This is a genomic window from Kribbella sp. WER1, assembly GCF_054189145.1.
This window is the reverse complement of the sequence record NZ_CM135186.1, coordinates 4290431-4312650: the sequence shown is the minus strand read 5'-3', so window position 1 is coordinate 4312650 and position 22220 is coordinate 4290431. Positions and strand designations below refer to the sequence as shown.

Here is a 22220-nt window from a genome sequence, read left to right as displayed (position 1 = left end):
TCAGTCCCTTGCCAGCGAGCTGGTGATGATCACCGGCGTCGGTACGTCGGGCCGGTCGGCATCGGGCAGCGGGTACCGAACGCCTGGCTCCTCGACCTGTTCGAGCCGCAGCTCACTGGCCGGGTGTGTGGTGAGGATCGAGATGTCCCAGCCGTTCCGGGCGCCGTCGAAGGTCTCCCGGAGCTTCGCGAGGATCTTGCGGATTCCCTCGCGGTGCCCGGCGAATACCGCACCCTGGTCGGCCTGGTACTCGGCGGCTTGCACGCCCGCCATCTGGAGGGGCATCACGAAGAACCGGATGGCGAACACGATCGGCCAGGACACGAACCAGACCAGGAAGGTGATGATGCCCCTCGTCCGCCGCAGCAGGAAGCTGCAAATGCTGTAGGCGATGTAGAGCTGCAGAGCGACGCCGCGGATGAAGTAGCTCGAGACGGTGTCCGCGTTGCGCCAGTGGGTCAGCTCGTGGCAGAGAACGGCGGCCAGCGGCTCCGGCTCGTATTCGAACATGTCCAGGAACCCGACGTTGACGATGATGTGACGGCTGTACGCGGCCGCGTTGGGAACGCGGTCGTCGACCATCATCAGGACGGGCAACGACGCCAGGCCCATCCGGTGCGCGCACTCCTGAAGAATCGGCTCGATCAGCTCGCGCTCGCGCCGGCTCGGTCGCCGCCCGCCGTCGACGATCCGGATACGCCAGTACTCGACCGCGATGGCGTAGGTCGTGTAGAGGAAACCACACAGGAAAGCGACCAAGAGCTGAGCGAAGAAGCGTCCGATCCCTTCGAAGGGGCTGGCCGCGAACAGCGCGAGCCATGGCACCGCGAGGCCGAGCAGGAAGCCGCCCACCGCTCCGAGCGCGGCACCGAGCAGCATGCCCAGGATGCCGCCGCTCTGCAGGAAGGCACTGCTGAACAGGCTGTCCAGGATCGGGATGTCATGGACCCACGAGTCCGCGGTATCGCTACCGCCGAACGCACCGCCGACGTACCCGCTGACGCCTCCGACAACCATGCCGATGCCTCCGAGCAGGATGGCGACGGGCAGGTTGAACCAGCTGGCGATCAGTGCGCCGATGAGGCCGCGCCGGTTGCGCAGCATGCCGGTCATCAGCCAGGAGAAGTAGCTCGGATACGCGGGCGGCCGAGCGAACAGGCGGCGCCGCTTCGTCTCGCCCGAGGTCTGCGGAGGTCGGACAGATGCCTGCGGACCGGGGGCTGGATGCCATGGCGGCGGACCTGGGGTCGGCGGGCCGGCATGCTCCTGGAACGAGGCCGCGACCGGGCCAGGTGCGGCACCCGTCGCGTCGCAATGTGGGCAGCGGTTCCCGGCAGGGTCGCGCAGACTTCCACAGCGAACGCAGATCCCCACGAAGAGTCCTCCCGAGTCGTGCCGTTTGTCCGCTCAGTGCCACTTCGTGGTCACGGAGTGGCACTGAGGCAGACCTTAGCTTTCTCGGGGAGGCGTGTGGGGGGCCTTCAAGTGATCTGTGGACAACTTGCCACTTGTTGCAATCGAACGGGCTACGCGGCGTCCAGTACGGCGACCTGGTCGGCTGTCAGTTGCAGGTCGACGGCGGCGTACGAGTCCTGGATGGTCTCGGGGCGGCTGGAGCCGGGGATGGGGATGACGTGGGGGGATTTGGCGAGCATCCAGGCCAGGGTGAGGCGTTGGGGGGAGACGCCGAGTTCGGCGGCGAGGGTGTGGAAGGCGGGGTGTTTGGTGCCGAGGTCGCCGGCGCGGGTGATGCCGCCGAGGGGGGACCAGGGGAGGAAGGCGATCGACAGTTCGTCGCAGAGGGTGAGTTCGGGTTCGCTGGAGCGGAAGGCGGGGGAGAACTGGTTCTGGACCGAGACCAGGCGGCCGTCGAGGATGTTCTGGGCCTGGCGGATCTGGGTGGGGTTCGCGTTGGAGATGCCGGCCATCCGGATCTTGCCGGCGTCGAGGAGGTCGCGGATCGCGCCGATCGAGTCCTCGTACGGGACCCGGGGGTCGGGGCGGTGGAACTGGTAGAGGCCGATCGCCTCGGCGCCGAGGCGCTTCAGGGAGGCCTCGGCAGCGGCCGCCAGATGCTTCGGGGAGCCGTCCTGGGTCCAGCTGCCGTCGCCAGGGCGCAAGTGGCCGCCCTTGGTGGCGACCAGGACGTTCGAGGTGTCGCCGCCGTACGACGCCAGCGCCTGGGCGATCAGGGTCTCGTTGTGGCCGTCGTCGGTCGCGGTCAGGTGGTACGCGTCGGCGGTGTCGATCAGCGTGACGCCGGCGTCCAGCGCGGCGTGGATGGTCGCGATCGACCGGGCCTCGTCGGGCCGGCCCTCGATCGACATCGGCATCCCGCCGAGGCCGATCGCGGACACCTCGACGTCACCGATCCGGCGGGTCTTGTTCGTGTCAGCTGCCATGCGTCCAACCTCCCGCGCGACCGGCGACAATTCCAACAGGAATATCCGCACACAGTGAGCAGTCGGAGTGGTTAATCAGCCCGGTACGTCGAGCCGCTGGGTGCCGACGACCGACAGCAGCCGGAGCGCCTCCTCCGACGGTGAGCCGGGGGTCGCGGTGTAGATGACCACCTGCTGGTCGCAGTCCGGGATCGCCAGCGCGTCGCAGTTCACCGTGACCAGGCCGACGACCGGGTGCTGGAACGACTTGCACAGCGTCGGTTCGCCCACGATCTCGCGCGCCTCCCACAGCGCGGTGAACTCCGGGCTCGCCGACAGGTCGGCGATCAGCTCGTGCAGCTCCGGGTCGTCCGGGTACCGCGCCGCGACCGCGCGCAGGTGGTTCACCGAGCTCCGGGCGAAGCGCGCGCCGTCGACCACGGAGTACACGTGCCTGTCGCCGTCGAGGAACGCACGGCGCAGCAGGTTCCGTTCGGCGCGGGAGCGGACCGAGAAGTCCTCCATCAGCGCGGTCGCCAGGTGGTTCCAGGCGATCACCTCGCAGTACGCCGAGAGCACGATCGCGGCCGCGTTCGGCAGCCGGTCGAGCAGGTCGAGGATGCTCTGCCGGACCTCGCGCGGCGGTCCCACCGGGCGGATCGGCGGTACGCCGGCGAGATGGTGCAGATGGTTGCGCTCGGCATCGTTCAGCCGGAGCGCCCGGGACAGTCCGGCCAGCACCTCGCCGGACGGATGGGGCGCCCGGGCCTGCTCCAGCCGGGTGTAGTACTCGGTGGAGATGTACGCGAGCTGCGCCACCTCCTCCCGGCGGAGTCCCGGCGTACGGCGGCGGCGCCCGGCCGGCAGGCCGACGTCCACCGGCGCGACCCGCTCGCGGCGGTTGCGCAGGAACGCACCGAGCTCAGCCTTGTCCACGTCCTCCAGTCTGCCCCGTCGCCCGGCGTTAGCCAGGTACAACCGATGCCTGGTTACCGATCCGCGCGCGGCGAAGGCTCGACGGTATGAGCAAACTTCTCGACAACAAGGTCATCCTGATCACCGGCGCCGGCCGCGGGATCGGCGCCGCGGCCGCCCGGCTGTTCGTCGCCGAGGGCGCGCGGGTGATGCTCGCCGCCAGAACCGAATCCGAACTCGCCACCGTCGCCAACGAACTCGACGCCCGGTACGTCGTCTGCGACCTGGCCGACCCGGCCGCGATCCGCGCCGCCGTCGACCGGACCGTGACGGAGTACGGCCGCCTCGACGCGGCGTTCAACAACGGCGCCGTCGGCCAGCCGCCCGGCCCGATGGACGGGCTCAGCCCGGAGGAGTTCGACCAGGTGTACGCCGTGAACCTGCGCGGCGTGTGGTCCGCGATCACCGCCGAGGTCGCCGCGATCCGCGCCACCAGCGGCCACGGCAGCATCGTCAACACCTCGAGCGTCGGCAGCCTCGCGGGCAACCCGGCGCTCCCGGCGTACGGTGCGCTGAAACGGGCCGTGAACAGTCTCACGGAATCCGCCGCGATCACGTACGGCCCCGAGAACATCCGCGTGAACGCGATCGCCCCCGGCACCACCCTGACCGAGATGCTCCAGGACTGGGACCGCGCCCAACCCGGCATCGTCGACACGCTGATCGCCCGGGCCCCGATCGGCCGCGGCGCCGCCCCGTCCGAGGTCGCCGAAGCGGCCGCCTGGCTCCTCAGCGACCGCGCGTCGTACGTCACCGGCGCCGTCCTGCGCGTGGACGGCGGCCTCGGGGTGTGACCTGAGCTACCCGGCGCGCAGCGGCGACTTATGTAGGGTGGTTCGAATTGCTCGCGACCCGGGAGTTACCGATGGCCTACGAACCGTGCCGTTACGCGCAGCGCTGGCCGGAGCTGTTCGAACCGCTCGACGACGACCAGAAGCAGCACGTCAGCGACGCGCTGGCGAACAACCAGCTGGAGAACTGGGAGCCGGACCGCAGCGACGTCTCGGACCTCGTCGACCGGGAGCTCGGCCGGATCGACACCGCCGAGTACATCCGCCGGACGCTCTCCAAGGTGCCGGGCGGCGACACGGCAGGATAGAGCGCATGCAGACCGACGAACGGATCCGCCGCGCGCGGCCGGACGACGTACCGGCGCTGGTGGAGCTGATCTATGCGCTGGCCGAATACGAACGTGCGCGGCACGAGTGTCACGTCACCGAGGACCAGCTGCAGATCGCCCTCTTCGGCGAGAACCCGGCCGCCTTCTGCCACGTCGCGGAACACGAGGGCCAGGTCGTCGGCTGCGCGATCTGGTTCCTCAACTTCTCCACCTGGCGCGGCGTCCACGGCATCTACCTCGAAGACCTGTTCGTCCGCCCCGAAACCCGCGGCTCCGGCCTCGGCAAGGCGCTCCTCACCGCCCTCGCCCAGGAATGCGTCCGCAACAACTACGAACGCCTCGAATGGTCCGTCCTCAACTGGAACACCCCCGCCATCGACTTCTACAAGTCCCTCGGCGCCAAACCCCAGGACGAATGGACCGTCTACCGCCTCACCGACGAAGCCCTCACAAACCTGGGCTCCTGAAGAACCGCTGCCACAGCTCGGCCAGCAGTTGGTGCGCGTCCGCGAACGGTGTGGTCGCCATCCAGACGGTCTCGGTCGCCGCCTGAAGAGGGTCTTCGTTGAACGTCGGGAACACCACCGTCGTGGTGTTCTCGATGGGGTCGCGGCCGGCGAACCACCCGTGGGCCTGGTCCACCACCAGGTGGATGGTCGGCATCGGAATCCCCGGTTCGACGGGGCCTCGCGGGCCGTCGAGGGTCTCGAACCAGTCGGCGCCACGATCCATCCGGTCGAGGACGGCGGTGACCCGCTGGTTGCCGCCGTACCCGGCTTCCTCGCAGGCACGGCGCGCGGCCCAGCGGGCGATCGAGCGCAAGGTCTGCGGATCGGTCTCTGCGAGCGCATCCACCAACTGGCGGTCCAGCGCGGACAGTTGCTGGGCGTAGGCGACGTTCTCGAGGCGCTCGGTCGGTAGCGTTCCGCCCCAGGCGGCCTTGCGTTCGGCGAGGCGTTGTTCTTCGGCTTGGCGGGCCCTTTCGCGTTTCTGCTCGGCCAGTTCCGCCGGCGTGGGGAGCTCGCGGACCGCCTGGTGCCAGTACGCCGCCTGCCCGCTCGTCTGCTTCACCACCCGCTCGGGCGCCGGAGGCGCGGGCCAGAACTGGAGAAGATACCGGTCGACAGGCGGCTCCCCGTCCATCGGCGGTGCCCCTTGATGTCCGGCATCCATCCCCCACGCGGAGTACCGCACCCGGTAGTCCACCCCGGGTTCGAGTTCGAGCGCCCACGCCCCGGTACCACTCCAACTCACGAGCTGGGCGGCTTCGATCGGCCGGTACGACGCCTCGACGACATCCTCGGCGTCGTACTCGACCGCCGGCATCGTGTCGTGAAGCTCGACGGTGAACCCGACCTCCCCCGTGTGCATCCCGGTGATCAGCCACAACGTCCCCGGCGTCGCTGCCCCGCAGAGACCGTTCCGCTGCCCAGCGAAGCACTCGTCGAGATCAGCCCATTCTGCGCCGCTCTCGACGTAGATCTGTGCGTACGAGACCCACGCCCGGCCGCTCATCAGTGTGCGCATGTCCCGTTTCCTACATGTCAAAAGGTGCAAACGGGGGCGCCCAACGTGCTGAACGTGTTCGCGATGGCCTTCACGCTCAGCGAGGCCCCGGCGGCCGCCGCGCCGGTGTTCGAGCAGCGAGGGAGTAGGCCCACGCCGGTTCCGTGGGCCTACCTCCCGGGAGACTTCGCCGAGAACTTCCAGGCTGCTCGCCTCAAGGTGCTCAGTTGAGGCCGTGGGTCTTCTTGTATTCCAGGGTGTACGCGATCTTGCCGGGCTTGGAGTCCGTGTACGGCTTGCTCAGCTTGTCGAATTCGCCCTTGGTGTCGGACTTGCCGTCGTTCCACTCGGTCAGTGCGCCGAGCTGTTGCGCGGTGAAGCCGCTGCCGACGACCTGGTTCTTCGGGAGGGCGACCATTGCCTTGGTGAACGTCTTGACCGCCGCCAGGTAGCTCGCGGAGTCGTTGTTGTTCCAGGTCTGCAGCCCGCCGGGGTGCGTCTCGCGGATCCAGTCGCCCCAGTAGAACTCTTGGAACGCCAGCCCGTTCTGGGCGTAGCCGATGTCGCGGCCGAAGTACAGCAGGCTCCGGTACCGGTCGTTCTGGAAGTTGGCCAGGCCGACGTTCTTCGGAAGCTTGTTGACGCTGACCGGGCGGCCCTCGGGGTCGCGCAGGTACGTCCACTTGTTGGCCTGCATCGTGGCCCAGAAGGACTGCCGGGTGAGTGTGCTGAGGTTCGCGACGACGCGCAGCCGGACGTGGAGGTTCGGGCCGCCGTCGGGCGTCTCGTCGAACGCGGTCAGCGTGTGGTGGCCGTCGGTCAGGAACGGCTCGCCGCCGGGGCCGATGACGACGGTCTTCATCGCCGCGATGCTGTCCGCGGTCTCGCTGCCGGTCGGCAAGGCGCAGCTGAACGACGACGGGACGTCGAGCCGCGCGCCGGGCCGCACCGAGGCGGCCTCGACCCGGCCGTCGGCCTCGCACCAGTCGTCGAACTTCTTGTTGATCGCGTCCTTGCCGAGCGTGTACCGCCCGAGCTTGTAGTAGACCTCGTCGTACCCGAGCGACGGCTGCGTCGGGTGGACGTCGCCGATCCGGACATCGAGCAGTTCGCCGGGGGTGGCGCAGAGGTACTGCGCGTACGGCGTACTGCGTTGGTCGTGCCCGCAGAACGACGGATGGGTACCGGCGTTCGCCGGGGCGGTGCTGACCGTCGTACCCACCACGACGGCGGCGACGGCGGCAGCCAAGTGCTTGAACCTCACGGACTCTCCTCTCACGACAAGGTGTGCAGAGGATGCCCGGTCCAGACGGCGCAGGACCCAACTCGAGGTGAACAGTGCTACGGGCGGTTCTTCTTCGCGACGTACATCGCCTGGTCGGCCTCGTGCAGGAGCGCGTCGAGGTCGACCGACGTGGGCGTGATCGGGACGGTGCCGACGCTGGTGGTGACCTCGATGTCGATGCCCGGCAGCGGACGGCGGACGGCGTCCTCGAGCCGGGTGATCAGCGTGCTGAGGTCGTCCCCGGTGATGTCCTCGGCGAGTACGGCGAACTCGTCGCCGCCGAGCCGCGCCACGGTGTCGCCGTGCCGCACCGCCGTACTGAGCCGGGTGGCGATCTCGCGCAGCGCGTGGTCGCCGGCCTCGTGCCCGTAGCTGTCGTTGACCAGCTTGAAATGGTTGAGGTCGCAGAACAGCAGCGCCCCGGGCCGCCCGGTGAACCGGGTCTGCTCGAGGACCTTCACGAACCGCTGCTGCAGGAGCCGCCGGTTCGGCAGGCCGGTGAGCGGGTCGTGCGCGGCGTGGTGCCGGAGCTGCCGCTCGGCGTCCTTGCGGGCGGTCACGTCGTCGATCTGCACCAGCAGGATCCGCGGCAACCCGGCGCCCTGCTCGACCAGCGAGGCGGTGCCGCCGAGCCAGATCAGGTTCCCGGACGGCTGCGTGAAGACCCGCTCGAACCGGTACGTACCGTTGCTGGCGGCAACGTCCTCGAGCTCGGCCCGGGTCTGGTCCGGCTCCTCGTCGCGCAGGAAGCTGACCAGCCGCATCCCGAGCAACTGGTCCGCGGTGTACCCGGTGATCCGGCAGAAGGCGTCGTTCACCCGCAGGATCCGGCCCAGGTCCGGCCCGTCGAACGCGATCGTCGCCATCCCGTTCCCGGCGCCCTCGAAGACCAGCCGGAACGTCGCCTCGCTGGCCTCCAGCCGGGTCTTCTCGGCGAGCAGCTGATCGGTCAGCCGGGCCTTGTCGATCGCCACCCCGGCCTGGGTCGCGAAGATCTCCAGCAGCTCCCGGTGGATCGGCCCCGGCCGCCGCTGATCCTCGGGCAGGTCGACCGAGAGCATCCCGACCAGCTCGCCCTCGGACGAGTACAGCGGCGCGAACAGCGCGTCCAGCGGGTGCCACGCGTCCGGCGCGTCGGACACCGGTACGTCGGGCACCCAGCCGGTCACCTCACCCTCGGGCAGCCGCTCGTGCGGCACGAACCGGAGCTTGCCCCAGACGTCCGCGATCGCGAACTCCGCGTCGAACAGGTCCGCCGCGCTGACCCGGCCGAGGAGCGCGGCCCGGGCCTCCGGGGACCCGGCCACCGCGATCACCTCGAACTTGCCGTCCGGATATCGCAGGTTGAGCACCGCGATGCCGAAGCCGAGGCCGTCGACGACCCCGTCGACGACGGCTTGCAACGTCTCGGCAAGGCTGCGCCCGGCGCCCATCCGCGCACTCACCTCGTACAGGCGCCGGACGGCGGACAGCCGGACCGCTGGCTCGTTCTGCACCCACCGAGAATAGGCCGATTTCACCGGGCGTGAGCAGACGTATCCACAGCTGACCCGGTTAAGCGTTTGTTGTCACAGCTGTTTCAGTACTGCAGCTCGGTCAGACCGCGGTAGCTGCGCTCGGCCGATTGCCAGGCATCCGTGGGTTTGTCGTGCTCGACCAGGTACTGCTCGACGCCGCCGGACTCCGCGTGCGCGAACATCGCGCCGAAGTCCAGTTTCCCGGCGCCGACGTCCTCCCACGAGCCGTCCGCGGCCATGTCCTTCACGTGCAGCGCAGGGAACCGGCCCGGGTGCTCCTGGAACAGCTTCGCCGGGTCGTGCCCGCCGTCCACCGCCCAGTACAGGTCCAGCTCGAACCCGAGCAGCTCCGGGTCCACGTCCAGCAGGATGTCGTACAAAACCCGCCCGTCGAGCTCGTCGAAGTCGTGCCCGTGGTTGTGGAACAGCAGCTTCAGCCCGGCGTCCCGGGCCGCCTTGCCGGCCTCCACGAACGCGGCCGCCGCGGTCTTGAACCCCTGCACCGAATGCAGCTCGGACGGGATTGACGGTACGACGGCCCACTGCGCGCCGAGCGTCCGTACGTCGGCCAGCGCACCGGCCCAGTCGTCGCTCATCCGCGCGTACCCGACATGCTCGAGCACGATCGCCAGCCCCGCGTCGTCCGCGAACCCGCGAATCTCCTCCGCACTGTGCTCGAACCGCCCACTCACCCCCACGGTCCGATACCCGATCCCGGCAAGCCGCTTCAGCGTCCCCGGATAGTCCTGGGCGAGCACGTCGCGCATCGTGTAGAGGTGCATCCCGATACCGTCGGCGGGAATGGTCCGGTCAGTCATACAGGCAGCTCCTTCTAGAGGACGTGTTCCTGATACCTCGCGTACGCCAGGTCGAAGACGTCTTGACCTGGCGCGTCCCACAGTTGCTGGTTGAAGATCTCGACCTCGATCGGGCCGTCGTACCCGGCCGCGTCGCAGGCCGCGCGCAGCCGGCGGAGCTCGATCGTGCCGTCGCCCATCATGCCCCGGCCGAGCAACGTGTCGGCCGGCAGCGGTACCACCCAGTCGCTGACCTGGTACGACACGATCCGCGCGCCGGCCCGCTCGATCTGCCGGTACACGTCCGCGTCCCACCACAGGTGGTACGCGTCCACGATCACGCCGACCTGCTCGACCGGGAACTGCTCGGCCAGATCGAGCGCGCCGCCGAGCGACGACACCACGCAGCGGTCCGAGCAGAACATCGGGTGCAGCGCCTCGACCGCGAGCGTGACCCCGCGTTCGGCGGCGTACGGCGCCAGCTCGGCGAGCCCGTCGCGCACCATCGCGCGGGCCCCGTCGAGGTCCCGCGATCCGGGCGGGAGGCCGCCGCTGACCAGGACCAGGACCGACGTACCGATGGTGGCGGCCTCGTCGATCGCGCGCCGGTTGTCCTCGATCTTCGCCTGCCGTTCGACGGCGTCGGTCGAGGTGAAGAAGCCGCTGCGGCACAGCGAGGAGACCTTCAGCCCGGCGTCGGCGACCAGCTTCGCCGTCTTCTCGACGCCGTACTCCTGGATCGGCTCGCGCCACAGGCCGATCCACTCCAGCCCGGCCCGCGCGCTCGCACCGACGACGTCCTCGAGCGGCCAGTACTTCGTGGTCGCCTGGTTGAGGCTGTACCGGTTCATGCGTCGATCCCGCCGACGCGGAGGAGCTGGCGGAATCGGTCGACGGCGAGCTCCGGATTCGTCAGTACGCCGGCCTGGTCCGCGAGCCGGAAGGTGTCCGCGAGATGCGGGAGCGACCGCCCGGTCTGGAGGCCACCGACCATGGTGAAGCCGGGCTGGAACCCGTTCAACCAGGCGAGGAAGGCGATCCCGGTCTTGTAGTAGTAGGTCGGCGCGGAAAAGATCTGCCGAGCCAACGGCACGGTCGGCGCGAACACCCGCTCGTAGGTCTCCAGGTCGCCGGAGTCCAGGGCGCTCAGAGCAGCTGCCGCCGCCGGGGCGATCGCCGCGAAGATCCCGAGCAGCGCGTCGCTGTGCCGCTCGCCGTCCCCGCGGATCAGCTCCGGATAGTTGAAGTCGTCTCCGGTGTACAGCCGCACGCCCTCGGGGAGCTGGTTGCGCAGAGCAACTTCCTTGGAGGCGTCGAGCAGCGAGATCTTGATCCCGTCGACCTTGTCGACGTTGTCGTTGATCAGGTCCACGACGAACGCCGCGGCCGCGTCGAACGGTCCGCTGCCCCAATACCCTTCCAGTGCAGGGTCGAACATGGGGCCCAGCCAGTGCAGGATGACCGGCTTCGTGGACTGCGTGAGGAGGCGGTCGTACACCTTGCGGTAGTCGTCGGGCGACTCCGCCGCCGCACACAACGCGCGGCTGGCCATAAGAATCGGCTGCGCGCCGACACCCTCCGCAACAGCAAGCTGCTCCTCGTACGCGGCAATCACCGCGTCGAGCGCGTGACCGTCGCTCGAGCTGGGCTCGGCGGGCAGTTGGTCGGTGCCGACGCCGACGGCGATCCGCCCGTCCGGAGCCTCCGCCGCCGAGCGCCGGATCAGCTCCTGCGTCGCCTTCCAGTCCAGTCCCATCCCGCGCTGCGCGGTGTCCATCGCCTCCGCGACCGACAACCCCAACGACCACAGATGCCGCCGGAACCCCAGCGTGTGCTCCCAGTCCACCACCGCCGGCGCCCCCGGCGAGTTGTCCCCCACCGGATCCGCCACCACATGAGCCGCCGCAAACGCCAACCGCGAGGTCGCAGGCCCGTAGTTGCCATCAGCAACCGGCCGCCCAACCAGCTGATACGCCTTCAAGCCGCCATCGGTGGGAAGCTTCAGTTCCATCAGTTGGCCTTCAGGTCGAGGGTGGGGACCTCGAGTTTGCGGCCTTCGTGCCAGGACTTGAGGCCGAGTTCGGCCAGCTGGACGCCCTTGGCGGCCTCGACGAAGTCCCAGGTGAAGGGGGTGTCGTCGACGATGTGCCGCAGGAACATCTCCCACTGCACCTTGAAGCCGTTGTCGAACTGCTCGTTGTCCGGCACCGTCGCCCACTGGTCGCGGAACTTCTCGGTGGCGGGGATGTCCGGGTTCCACACCGGCTTCGGCGTCGCCGAGCGGTGCTGCACGCGGCAGTTCCGCAGCCCGGCGACCGCGGACCCCTCGGTCCCGTCGACGTGGAACTCGACCAGCTCGTCCCGGAACACCCGGGTCGCCCACGACGAGTTCAGCTGCGCGACGATCCCGCCCTCGAGCTCGAACACGCCGTACGCCGCGTCGTCCGCGGTGGCGGCGTACTCGTTGCCGCTCTCGTCGACCCGGGTAGGGATGTGCGTGGCGCCCTGGCAGTACACCGACTTGACCGCGCCGAACGTCTGGTCGAGCACGTACCGCCAGTGGCAGAACATGTCCAGGATGATGCCGCCGCCCTCTTCGGACTTGTAGTTCCAGGACGGCCGCTGCGCCTCCTGCCAGTCGCCCTCGAAGACCCAGTACCCGAACTCGCCGCGCACCGACAGGACCTTGCCGAAGAACCCGCCGTCGACCAGCCGCTTCAGCTTCCGCAGGCCGGGCAGCGACAGCTTGTCCATCACGACGCCGTTCTTCAGCCCGGAGCCGACGACCAGCTTGGCCAGGTCGACGGCCGCGTCCAGGCTCTCGGCGATCGGCTTCTCGCAGTAGATCGCCTTGCCGGCCTCGACGGCGGCGCGGACGCCCTTCTCGCGCAGCTGGGTGAGCTGGGAGTCGAAGTAGATCTCGACGTCCGGCTCGGCGAGCGCCTCGGCGAGGTCGGTGGTCCAGCGCTCCAGCCCGTACTGCTCGGCGATCTGCCGGAGCTTCAGCTCGTTCCGGCCGACCAGGATCGGCTCGGGGATGATCATGGTGCCGTCCGCGGCGGGCAGCCCGCCCTGCTCGCGGATCGCCACGATCGAACGCTCGAGGTGCTGGCGCAGGCCCATCCGCCCGGTGACGCCGTTCATCACGATGCCGATGCGTCGCTCGTTCACAGTCGTACCTCTCACGTCCCGGCCCCGTCCATCTTGGAAAGGGCTTTCCAAGATCTTGATCGCAACCATAAAGGGGTCGTAAAGGTCCAGTCAACCTGTAACGGAAAGCGATCTCCAGGGCCCACACTCCGCCGCCCATGAGAGCCCCCTGCCTGTCGGCATTTCGTGGGTGGGCGTTCGAGATGCCGGGTTTGCGCCGGTGATCCGAGGTGCAAACCCTGCACCTCGGACGCCCACCCATCAACGGTCCCGGATCAGGAGGTGCAGGCGGTGGCGGCGGTGCTCGGGTCGGGAGGTGCGGGCGGTGCCCGGGTCAGGAGGTGCAGGTGGTGGCGGTGTTCGGGTCAGGGGGTGCGGGTGGTGGCGACGGCGGTGGACCAGGCGGTGCGGCGTTCGGTGCGGGCCGGCGCGGCGAGGCGGGGCTCGAAGCGGCGGTAGGTGCGGTCCTTCGACCAGCCGATGGTCGCGCCGAGGGAGGTCCACGCCAGCTCGGCCACCCCGAGCGCGGAGATCTCCGGTACGTCGGCCGCCTCGACCGCGCACCCCAGTAGATCCGCCTGCGTCTGCATGAGTAGATCCGAAACCGTCGCCCCACCGTCCGCGCGCAGCGTGCTGAGTCCGCCGGGGATCGTGTCGGCGATATCGCAGATCTGCTGCGCGACCGCGTCGACGGCGGCCCGCGCGATGTGGGCGCGGGTGGTGGAACTGCTCATCCCGGTCAACGCGGCCCGCGCCTCGCGGTCCCAGTGCGGCGCGCCGAGCCCGGCGAACGCCGGCACGAGTACGACACCATCGGCGGTCGGCACGCTCGCCGCGAGCTGCATCGACGCCCCGACGTCCGGCAGCCCGAGCAGGTCGGCGGTCCAGGCAAGCGCGGCGCCCGACGAGACGATGTTTCCTTCCAGCGCATACACGGGCTGATCGGTCAGCCAGGCGAGCGTGCACCCACTCGGCACGAACTCGTCCACCGGCGTCATCACCGAGGACCCGGTTCCGTACGTCGCCTTCACCATCCCGGTCCGCGTACACCCCTGGCCGTACATCGCCGCGTGCGAATCCGCGAGTACGGCAACGATCGGGATCCCGTCCGGCAGTCCGGGCACGCCCTTCGTCTCCCCGAACCCCGCATTCGACCGCCGTACCTCAGGCAACGCCTCCCGCGGGACCCCGAACGCCTCGCACAGTTCCGCGGACCAGCCCAGCGTCGTCAGGTCGTAGAGCAAGGTCCGCGATGCGTTGCCGGCCTCGGTCAGATGCTCACGGCAACCGGTCAGCCGGTGGATCAACCACGAGTCGACGGTCCCGACGGAGGCGTCCGAGCGATCGAGCAACCAGCGCATCTTCGGCGCGGAGAACATCGCGTCGACCCGCAGCCCGGTACGCAGTCGTACCAGCTCGTCGACCGTCGCAGGTAGTTGGGAACACCAACTACTGGTCCGCACGTCCTGCCAGCCGAGCACCGGGCCGGCGGGGTGCCCGGAGCGATCCCATCCGACGACGGACTCGCGCTGGGTGGACAGCGCGATGCCCACGACCTCGACGTCATCGCTCAGGCAGGCAGCCGTCGCTTGCAGGACGCTCTGCCAGAGGTCGTCGGCGTCCTGCTCGACCCAACCGGGCTGCGGGGTCGAGAGCGCGACCGGGGCCGATCCGGTCGAGAGCGCCCGGCCGTCGGCGTTCACCAGGATCGCCTTGGTGTTGGTCGTGCCCTGGTCGATCGCGAGTACGGCCTGGTGCATCGGCGCTCCAAGTTTCAACTGAGGTCTTGACGGGACTCTAGCCCGATGGTGACACTCTGGGCGACAGGCTATGCACTACTGAATATCTATTCAAACGCCAAACAGCAAAAGACCACAAGAACGCCGCCTCCGGCGGCGGGTGGGGGAGCAAACGCTAAGCGGCAAAAGACCACGAGAACGCCGCCTCCGGCGGCGGGTGGGGGAGCAAAGTCCACAAGAACGCCGCCTCCGGCGGCAGGTGAGGGTTAAGAGGACGGATGGAGAGCAGCGTGAAGTCGAGTAGACGCCGGGTGATCATCAACACCGACGCCAAGAACGAGGCCGACGACCAGTTCGCGATCGTGCACGGGCTGTTGTCGCCGACCTTCGACGTCCGCGGGCTGATTCCCGCGCACTTCGGCACCCGCCGGTCGGACCGGAGCATGGAAGAGTCCCGCGAGGAGATCGACCTGCTGCTGGACCTGATGGACCTGACCGGCAAGGTCACGGTCGCGGACGGCGCCACCACCGGCATCCCGGACGAGCAGACCCCGCTGGACTCTCCCGGCGCGCGGCTGATCATCGAGGAGTCCAAGCTGGCCTCGAAGGACGACCCGCTGTTCGTGTCGTTCCTCGGCCCGCTCACCGACATGGCGTCGGCGATCCTGCTCGATCCGGAGCTGGTGCACCGCGACGTCGTCGTGATCTGGATCGGCGGCCGCGGCTACCGCGGGTACCAGACGTACCCAGGGATCGAGTTCAACCTGTCCAACGACATCCACGCGGCCAACGTGGTGTTCGGGTCCGGGATGACCGTCTGGCAGGTGCCGAGCGACGTGTACACCAAGGTCTCGGTCAGCTACGCCGAGCTCGAGGAGAAGATCGGCGACGCCGGCCCGCTCGGGAAGTACCTGATCGACCAGCTGGTCGAGTGGAACGCGCAGTACCACGGGGAACCGATCGAGTCGCGGTCGCTGGGCGACTCGCCCGCGATCGCGCTGATGCTTTATCCCCGCAGCGGGGACATGCGGGTCCAGCCCGCGCCGAGGTTCGGCGTCGACGGCTGGTACCTGCCCGGGACCGACAACCCCATCCACGTCTGCGAGCAGGTCGACGTCCGCTTCCTGCTGGAGGACATGTTCGCCAAGATCCGCCGTTTCGCCCGCCAAAGGAGTGCTCAATGATCAGCCGTAGAGGTTTCCTGGGGTTCACGTCCGCCGCCGCGCTCGGCGCCGGTCTGTCCGCCTGCACCGGAGGCGGTACGGCGACCACCGCCGGCTCGACCGGTGCCGCGTCGAACAACCTGCGCCTGTTCACCTACGAGGACGACTCGACGATCGGCCTGCTGAAGGCGCAGGTGAAGAAGTTCGACGAGGCCAACGGGACCACGACGACCGTCGACAGCCTGCCCGGTTCGGGTGCCGCGGTGTACCCGGACAAGCTCCGCACCGAGCTGCTCGGCGGCAAGGGCCCGGACGTCTGGCGGATCTGGGGCGGTCAGATCGGGAGCCCGTTCGCGAAGGCGAAGCAGGCGCTCGACCTGGGCAAGTACTACGACAAGTTCGGCTGGGACTCCAAGCTCAACACCACCGCGATCAGCGGCATGACGTTCGACGGCGTGAAGTCCGGCGTACCGTTCGTGCAGCTCGGACTCGGTGCCTGGTACAGCAAGTCGCTGTTCGCGAAGGCCGGCGTCAGCGCCCCGCCCACCACGTACGCCGAACTCGAGGCCGTGAACGACAAACTGGTGGCTGTCGGTGTCACGCCGTGCGGGCTCGGTGGCAAGTACGGGTGGGACATCATGCGGCTGTTCGAGTACCTGCTCGAGCACACCGCCGGGCCGGACCTGCACGACAAGCTGCTCACCGGCGCCGAGAGCTGGGACCGGCCCGAGGTGGTCGAGGCGTTCACGCTGTTCAAGAAGTGGCAGGACAAGAAGTGGCTGCCGCAGGGCGCGCTCGGGCTGGACCCGTCGGACGTCGAGCCCTGGTACGTGCAGGGCAAGACGGCGTACACGATCGCCGGGCAGTGGACCGAGGCCGGCGCGATCCTTAGCGCGAAGAAGAGCCCGTCCGGGTTCGGCAACTTCGAGCTGCCGACCGACAAGACGCCGGCCCGGCACTCGGGCTTCGTCGAGGGCTACATGATCAACGCCAAGACCGGGAACGCGGACAAGGCGGCCGCGCTGATCGACTTCATCGTGAAGCCGGAGACCCAGAAGGCGATGAACATCACCGCCTCCACCGTGAAGGGCGCCGAGCCGGACCCGAAGTCGCTGCCGCTGTCGGCGGAGTGGTCGAAGAAGTACGGCAGCAACGGGTTCTACACGATCCAGGACCAGGCGTTCCCGAAGAAGCAGGCCGACCAGTACTTCAGCGTGCAGAGCGACCTGCTGCAGGGGTCCGTCCAGCCGGACGCGGCCGCGAAGAAGATGCAGGAGATCGTCTCCGCCTGGGCGAAGAGCTGAGCGCATGGCCGGCACAGTCGCACTCAAACGCGGTGGCCGTTGGTCGCCCTGGTTGTTCGCCATCCCCGCCCTCGGGGTGTACGTCGCGTTCCTGGTGTACCCGGCGTTGTCCTCGTTGTGGTTCAGCCTGACCAACTGGGACGGGCTGAGCGCCTCGTACAAGTTCGTTGGCCTGAGCAACTACTTCAAGCTGCCGCAGGACCCGGTCGTGGTGACCGCGGTGAAGAACAACCTGATCTGGACCGTGGTCACGATCGCGGTCCCGACCGTGCTAGGCCTGCTGCTGGCGATCGCGCTGAACGGCAAGGTGCACGGCAAGCCCGTCCTCCGGCTGATCTTCTACACGCCCGCCGTCCTGCCGCTGGTGTCGATCGCGAGTATCTGGGGCTGGCTGTACAACCCGCAGTACGGCGCGATCAACTCGGCGCTCCGGGCGATCGGGCTGGACGGGCTGGCGCAGGCGTGGCTCGGGCAGGACTCGACCGCGCTGTGGGCGGTGATGGTACCGGCCATCTGGCTGCGGACCGGCTTCCCGATGCTGCTCTACTTGGCCGCCCTGCAGGGCATCCCGAACGAGTTGTACGAGGCCGCGACGGTCGACGGTGCGACGAAGTGGCAGCAGTTCTGGCACGTGACGATGCCCAGCCTGCGGCCGGCGCACTACATCGTGCTCGCACTGTCGCTGATCGACTCGTTCAAGGTCTTCGACCTGATCTACGCGATGACGTACGGCGGCCCCGGTACGTCGACGCAGGTGATGGGCACCTGGATGTACTTCAACGTCTTCCAGTACTACCAGGCCGGCTACGGCACCGCGATCGCCGTCGTCATCACGCTGGTCGCGATCGCGGTAGGAATTCCGTACGTCCGCTCCCAGACCCGGGAGGCCTCATGACCCTCACAGCCCAAGCCCCGGTGGACCTCCCGCTGGACGCGGCTCACTCCGACAGTCCTGGACCCAAGGGGCGTCGCGGCCTGGTGATGACGCTCGTCCTCGTCGTCATCGCGCTCTTCTGGATCTCACCGCTCGCGCTCCTGGTGATCACCGCCGTACGCCCGCTGTCCGACTTCATCGGCAACGGCCCGCTCAGCTGGCCCGCGGAGTTCACCTGGAAGAACTTCTCCGACGCCTGGGGCATCGGCAACTTCGCCACGACGTACCGCAACAGCCTGATCCTCGCGGTCGTCAAGGTCCCGCTCGGGGTGCTGGTCTCCGCGATGCTCGGCTTCGCGCTCGCCAAGCTGCGGATGAAGTTCCGCCGGACGGTGATGTTCTCGGTGTTCCTCGGGCTGACGATCCCGATCTACATCACGATCGTCCCGGTCTTCATCATGATGCGCTCGGCCGGGATGACCGACAGCATCTTCGGGCTGATCGGGCCGTACCTGGCGTTCGGCATCCCGTTCGAGGTGCTGGTGCTGCAGTCGTTCTTCCGGCAGATCCCGGACGAGATCATCGAGGCCGCGAAGGTGGACGGCGCCGGCGACTGGCGGGTGTTCTTCACGATGATCCTGCCGCTGTCGGTCCCGGCCCTGGTCACGGTGGCGATCCTGGACGCGGTCGCGACCTGGAACGAGTTCCTGTTCGCACTGATTCTGCTGAACTCGGACGCGCACAAGACCATCCCGGTCGGCCTGCTGAACTTCCAGGGCCAGTTCGCCAACAACAACACCGGTCTCGCGGCAGGCATCCTGATTGCCGTGGTGCCGATCCTCATTGCCTACACCCTGCTGCAGCGCTGGATCGTCGGCGGGCTCACCGCCGGCTCACTCAAAGGTTAGGAACGAGATATGACTGACATGCCGGTCTTCGGCGCGGGTATCTGGCACTTCGCCACCTACAAGGACCGCTACGCGACCGACGGGTACGGCGAACCCGTCGGCCTGCTCGAACAGATCGACCGGGCCGGCGCCGTCGGCGACCTCTCGGTGGTCGACCTGAACTGGCCGTTCGCGGGGTACGACGGGACGCTCGACGACGTCAAGGCCGCGCTGCAGCGGAACAACCTGAAGGCGATCGCGATCACCCCGGAGATCTACACCAAGGACTTCGTCAAGGGATCCTTCACGAACCCGGACCCGAAGGTCCGCGCCCAGGCCCTGGAGCTGTTGCACCAGGCAACCGAGTTGGCGAAGGACCTCGGCTGCTCGTACGTGAAGCTGTGGCCCGGCCAGGACGGCTGGGACTACCCGTTCCAAGTCAACTACCACGACGTCTGGAACCTGGCCCTGGACGGCCTGAAGGAACTGGTGTCGGCGCACCCCGACATCAACTTCGTGATCGAGTACAAGCCGCGCGAGCCGCGGGTCAAGATCATCTTCCCGAACGTCGCCCGCACGCTGCTCGGCATCGAGAAGATCGGCTTGCCGAACCTCGGCATCCTGCTCGACTTCGGGCACTCGCTGTACGGCCTGGAGACGCCGGCCGACGCGGCCCAGCTGGCGATCGACTACGGCCGGCTGTTCGCGATCGACGTGAACGACAACCTGCGCGGCTGGGACGACGACATGATCGTCGGCTCGGTGCACCTGGTGGAGACGTTCGAGTTCTTCCACACACTGCGGAAGAACAACTGGGACGGCGTCTGGCAGCTCGACCAGTTCCCGTTCCGCGAGGACAGCGTGCAGGCGGCGAAGCAGGCGATCACGTTCCTGAAGGCGATCCACCACGCGCTCGACGTCCTCGACGACGACGCGCTCGCCGCCGCCCAGGCGTCCCACGACGCGCTCGCAGCGCAGAAGCTGGTCCAGAAGGTGCTGCTGAGTTCGATGGCGGAGATCGTATGACGCTGACAGCCGAGCACGCGACGCTGCCGGTGCTCGGCCGGCTGCCGCTCCACAGCAGCCGCGCCGACCAGATCGCGCACATCGCCGAGGCCGCCAAGCAGATCCGGATCCAGGACCTCAAGCTCGTCCACCACGCCGGCGCCGGGCACATCGGCGGCGACTTCTCCGCGATCGACATCCTGGCCACGCTGTACGGCGCGGTGCTCGACATCTCGCCCGACACCGTGAACGACCCCGAGCGGGACCGCTTCATCCTGAGCAAGGGTCACGTCGCGGGCGCGCTCTACACCACGCTGGCCGCGTTCGGTTTCCTGCCGGTGGAACAACTTTCCACGTTTCTGAAACCGTTGTCCGCGCTCAACGGGCACCCGAACCGGAACAAGGTCGCCGGCGTCGAGGCGAATACCGGCCCGCTCGGGCACGGCCTGCCGGTCGCCGTCGGGCATGCCCTGTCGGCGAAGCTCGACGTCTCGCTGCGGCGTACGTACGTCCTGGTCGGGGACGGCGAGCTGCAGGAGGGGTCGAACTGGGAGGCGATGATGGCGGCCTCGCAGTACCAGCTGGACCGGCTGACCGTGATCGTCGACCGGAACCGGCTGCAGCAGGGCGCGACCACGAAGGAGACCAACGACCTCGACCCGCTGCCGGAGAAAGCGGCGGCGTTCGGGTTCGCGGTCGTCGAGGTGAACGGGCACGACCACGGCGAGCTGCTCGACGTACTGTCCGCGGTCCCGTTCCGGCCGGGCAAGCCGACGTTCGTGATCGCGCACACGCACAAGGGGCACCCGATCTCGTTCATGAGCAACAACGTCGCCTGGCACCACCGGGTACCCGATGCCGCTGAGTTCCAGCAGGCCCTGAAGGAGCTGAAATGACCGTCCTCGAGACCCGTTCGATCGCGGACCAGCCGCGGTACGACTGCCGGGACGCCTACGTCGAGACGCTCGCGCAGCTCGCCGAGGCCGATCACCGGATCGTTGGCGTCGTCAACGACTCGGTCGGATCGTCGAAGCTGAACAGCTTCCGGAAGGCGTTCCCGGACCGGCTGATCAACGTCGGGATCGCCGAGCAGGACATGGTCGGCGTCGCGTCCGGACTGGCCAACGGCGGCCGGATCCCGTTCGTGTCGGCGGCGTCCTGCTTCCTCACCGGCCGCGCGCTCGAACAGATCAAGGCCGACGTCGCGTACTCGAACACCAACGTCAAGCTCTGCGGGATGAGCCCCGGCGTCGCGTACGGCGAACTCGGCCCGACGCACCACTCGATCGAGGACATCGCCTGGCTGCGGGCGATCGCCGGGCTCCGGATCATCGTCCCGGCGGACCCGATCGAGACCGCGGCCGCACTCCGCTGGGCGGCCGCGTCGGAGGGGCCGGTGTTCATCCGGGTCAGCCGGATGAGCGTGCCGAAGGTGTACTCCGAGGACTACACGTTCGAGCTCGGCAAGGCGATCACGGTCCGCGAAGGCACCGACGTGACCGTGATCAGCAACGGGACCGTGCTGTGGCGGGCGCTCGCCGCCGCCGAACTGCTCGCGGCGGAAGGGATCTCGGCGCGGGTGGTGTCGATGCCGACGGTGAAGCCGCTGGACACCGACGCCGTGGTCGCGGCCGCGCGGGAGACGGCCGGCATCGTGACCGCCGAGGAGGCGGTGTCCGGTGGCGGTCTCGGCGGTGCGGTCGCCGAGACCGTCGTACAGCAGCACCCGGCCCGAGTGACGATCCTCGGGATCCCCGAGTTCGCGCCCACCGGGTCGGCCGGCTACCTGCTCGACCGGTACGGGCTGTCCGCCGGCGGGATCGCCGACGCCGCCCGCAAGCTGGTCACGACAGGTAGCTGACCAGGTCGGCGATCGAGATCATCGCGAAGCCATGAACGTCGGCGAACGCCCGCAGGTCCGCACCGGTCATCAGCGTGCCGTCGTCGTTCATGAGCTCGCCGATCACGCCGACCGGCGGGAGACCGGCCAGCCGGACGAGTTCGACCGTGGCCTCGGTGTGGCCCGGCCGTTCCCGTACGCCGCCGTCGACCGCCCGCAACGGCAGGATGTGACCGGGCCGGATCAGGTCCGCGCGCTGCGCCTTCGGGTCGGCCAGTACGCGGACCGTCCGCGCCCGGTCCGCCGCGGAGATCCCGGTACCGACACCGGTCGCCGCATCCACGGAGACGGTGTACGCCGTACGGAGGCTGTCCTGGTTGTCCGGGACCATCAGCGGGAGTTCGAGCCGGTCCAGCACCTCGGAGGTGGTGGGCGCGCAGACGTAGCCGCTGGTGTGGCGGACGAGCAGCGCCATCAGTTCCGGGGTCGCGAGGCTCGCGGCGAAGGTCAGGTCACCTTCGTTCTCACGGTCCTCGTCGTCCACGACCACAACCGGACGGCCAGTCGCGATGTCGGAGACGGCGCGTTCTATGGTGTCCAGGCTGGTCAATGTGTTCATCTTCGTTGTCCTCTCGGGCAGTGCAACCGATTGGCACTCCGGGGGCAACGACAAACCT

At 68.5% G+C, this 22220-nt stretch carries 23 protein-coding genes; 11 read left to right on the top strand and 12 right to left on the bottom strand.

The window, feature by feature from the left end; genetic code table 11:
• The 3 genes from ACXJJ3_RS20690 to ACXJJ3_RS20680 form a co-directional block, all read right to left on the bottom strand.
• On the bottom strand, nt 1–1113 hold the full coding sequence (locus tag ACXJJ3_RS20690; protein ID WP_458171854.1) for a M48 family metalloprotease: 1113 nt from the start codon (nt 1111–1113) through the stop codon (nt 1–3).
• A 413-nt stretch (nt 1114–1526) separates the two neighbouring features.
• On the bottom strand, nt 1527–2402 hold the full coding sequence (locus ACXJJ3_RS20685; RefSeq protein WP_458171853.1) for an aldo/keto reductase: 876 nt from the start codon (nt 2400–2402) through the stop codon (nt 1527–1529).
• 75 nt (nt 2403–2477) lie between these two features.
• Complete coding sequence (locus ACXJJ3_RS20680; RefSeq protein WP_458171852.1) at nt 2478–3317, bottom strand: helix-turn-helix transcriptional regulator; 840 nt, start codon at nt 3315–3317, stop codon at nt 2478–2480.
• 86 nt (nt 3318–3403) lie between these two features.
• Between ACXJJ3_RS20680 and ACXJJ3_RS20675 the strand changes: the two genes are divergently transcribed.
• From ACXJJ3_RS20675 to ACXJJ3_RS20665, 3 genes are all read left to right on the top strand, one after another.
• A complete protein-coding gene (locus ACXJJ3_RS20675; protein ID WP_458171850.1) occupies nt 3404–4150 on the top strand; it encodes an SDR family NAD(P)-dependent oxidoreductase in 747 nt (248 codons plus the stop codon).
• Nucleotides 4151–4221: 71 nt separating this feature from the next.
• Complete coding sequence (locus ACXJJ3_RS20670) at nt 4222–4455, top strand: antitoxin VbhA family protein (protein WP_458171849.1); 234 nt, start codon at nt 4222–4224, stop codon at nt 4453–4455.
• 5 nt (nt 4456–4460) lie between these two features.
• Nucleotides 4461–4943: an N-acetyltransferase family protein gene (locus tag ACXJJ3_RS20665; protein WP_458171848.1), complete on the top strand. Its 483-nt coding sequence runs from the start codon at nt 4461–4463 to the stop codon at nt 4941–4943.
• Here ACXJJ3_RS20665 and ACXJJ3_RS20660 read toward each other — a convergent pair.
• Entirely contained in the window at nt 4924–6003 is a 1080-nt protein-coding gene (locus tag ACXJJ3_RS20660; RefSeq protein WP_458171847.1) for a hypothetical protein, read from the bottom strand. The two genes, ACXJJ3_RS20665 and ACXJJ3_RS20660, sit on opposite strands and share 20 nt — an antisense overlap.
• Before the next feature lie 24 nt (nt 6004–6027).
• On the opposite strand from ACXJJ3_RS20660, the gene ACXJJ3_RS20655 reads away from it, so the two are divergent.
• Nucleotides 6028–6213, top strand: a complete 186-nt coding sequence (locus ACXJJ3_RS20655) for a hypothetical protein (RefSeq protein ID WP_458171846.1) — start codon at nt 6028–6030, stop codon at nt 6211–6213.
• On the opposite strand, the gene ACXJJ3_RS20650 is transcribed toward ACXJJ3_RS20655, so the two are convergent.
• The 7 genes from ACXJJ3_RS20650 to ACXJJ3_RS20620 form a co-directional block, all read right to left on the bottom strand.
• On the bottom strand, nt 6206–7246 hold the full coding sequence (locus tag ACXJJ3_RS20650; protein WP_458171844.1) for a ParB-like protein: 1041 nt from the start codon (nt 7244–7246) through the stop codon (nt 6206–6208). The genes ACXJJ3_RS20655 and ACXJJ3_RS20650 overlap by 8 nt on opposite strands.
• A 77-nt stretch (nt 7247–7323) precedes the next feature.
• Complete coding sequence (locus ACXJJ3_RS20645) at nt 7324–8763, bottom strand: diguanylate cyclase domain-containing protein (RefSeq protein WP_458171843.1); 1440 nt, start codon at nt 8761–8763, stop codon at nt 7324–7326.
• 83 nt (nt 8764–8846) lie between these two features.
• On the bottom strand, nt 8847–9602 hold the full coding sequence (locus tag ACXJJ3_RS20640; RefSeq protein ID WP_458171842.1) for a sugar phosphate isomerase/epimerase family protein: 756 nt from the start codon (nt 9600–9602) through the stop codon (nt 8847–8849).
• A gap of 14 nt (nt 9603–9616) precedes the next feature.
• Entirely contained in the window at nt 9617–10432 is an 816-nt protein-coding gene (locus tag ACXJJ3_RS20635; RefSeq protein ID WP_458171841.1) for a sugar phosphate isomerase/epimerase family protein, read from the bottom strand.
• Nucleotides 10429–11592, bottom strand: coding sequence for a dihydrodipicolinate synthase family protein (locus ACXJJ3_RS20630; protein ID WP_458171840.1), 1164 nt, complete (start codon nt 11590–11592; stop codon nt 10429–10431). The genes ACXJJ3_RS20635 and ACXJJ3_RS20630 overlap by 4 nt, the downstream gene beginning before the upstream one ends.
• On the bottom strand, nt 11592–12752 hold the full coding sequence (locus ACXJJ3_RS20625) for a Gfo/Idh/MocA family protein (protein ID WP_458171839.1): 1161 nt from the start codon (nt 12750–12752) through the stop codon (nt 11592–11594). Before ACXJJ3_RS20625 ends, ACXJJ3_RS20630 begins: the two co-directional genes overlap by 1 nt.
• A 344-nt stretch (nt 12753–13096) precedes the next feature.
• Nucleotides 13097–14491: an FGGY family carbohydrate kinase gene (locus tag ACXJJ3_RS20620; protein WP_458171838.1), complete on the bottom strand. Its 1395-nt coding sequence runs from the start codon at nt 14489–14491 to the stop codon at nt 13097–13099.
• Between the two features lie 269 nt (nt 14492–14760).
• On the opposite strand from ACXJJ3_RS20620, the gene ACXJJ3_RS20615 reads away from it, so the two are divergent.
• Genes ACXJJ3_RS20615 through ACXJJ3_RS20585 form a run of 7 tightly spaced genes read left to right on the top strand, consistent with a single transcriptional unit; the run spans nt 14761 to nt 21564 of the window.
• Nucleotides 14761–15654 (top strand): nucleoside hydrolase, encoded by an 894-nt coding sequence (locus ACXJJ3_RS20615; RefSeq protein ID WP_458171837.1) that lies wholly within the window; start codon nt 14761–14763, stop codon nt 15652–15654.
• On the top strand, nt 15651–16937 hold the full coding sequence (locus tag ACXJJ3_RS20610) for an ABC transporter substrate-binding protein (RefSeq protein WP_458171836.1): 1287 nt from the start codon (nt 15651–15653) through the stop codon (nt 16935–16937). The genes ACXJJ3_RS20615 and ACXJJ3_RS20610 overlap by 4 nt, the downstream gene beginning before the upstream one ends.
• Nucleotides 16938–16941: 4 nt before the next feature.
• Nucleotides 16942–17832, top strand: coding sequence for a carbohydrate ABC transporter permease (locus ACXJJ3_RS20605; RefSeq protein ID WP_458171834.1), 891 nt, complete (start codon nt 16942–16944; stop codon nt 17830–17832).
• Nucleotides 17829–18719 (top strand): carbohydrate ABC transporter permease, encoded by an 891-nt coding sequence (locus ACXJJ3_RS20600; protein WP_458171833.1) that lies wholly within the window; start codon nt 17829–17831, stop codon nt 18717–18719. Before ACXJJ3_RS20605 ends, ACXJJ3_RS20600 begins: the two co-directional genes overlap by 4 nt.
• Before the next feature lie 9 nt (nt 18720–18728).
• Nucleotides 18729–19724, top strand: coding sequence for a sugar phosphate isomerase/epimerase family protein (locus tag ACXJJ3_RS20595; protein ID WP_458171832.1), 996 nt, complete (start codon nt 18729–18731; stop codon nt 19722–19724).
• A complete protein-coding gene (locus ACXJJ3_RS20590; RefSeq protein ID WP_458171830.1) occupies nt 19721–20599 on the top strand; it encodes a transketolase in 879 nt (292 codons plus the stop codon). The genes ACXJJ3_RS20595 and ACXJJ3_RS20590 overlap by 4 nt, the downstream gene beginning before the upstream one ends.
• Nucleotides 20596–21564, top strand: a complete 969-nt coding sequence (locus ACXJJ3_RS20585) for a transketolase family protein (RefSeq protein ID WP_458171829.1) — start codon at nt 20596–20598, stop codon at nt 21562–21564. Before ACXJJ3_RS20590 ends, ACXJJ3_RS20585 begins: the two co-directional genes overlap by 4 nt.
• On the opposite strand, the gene ribB is transcribed toward ACXJJ3_RS20585, so the two are convergent.
• Nucleotides 21548–22162 carry a 3,4-dihydroxy-2-butanone-4-phosphate synthase gene (gene ribB, locus ACXJJ3_RS20580; RefSeq protein WP_458171828.1) on the bottom strand — a complete coding sequence of 205 codons (615 nt, stop codon included), beginning with the start codon at nt 22160–22162 and terminating at the stop codon, nt 21548–21550. The genes ACXJJ3_RS20585 and ribB overlap by 17 nt on opposite strands.
• Nucleotides 22163–22220 lie beyond the last annotated feature (58 nt).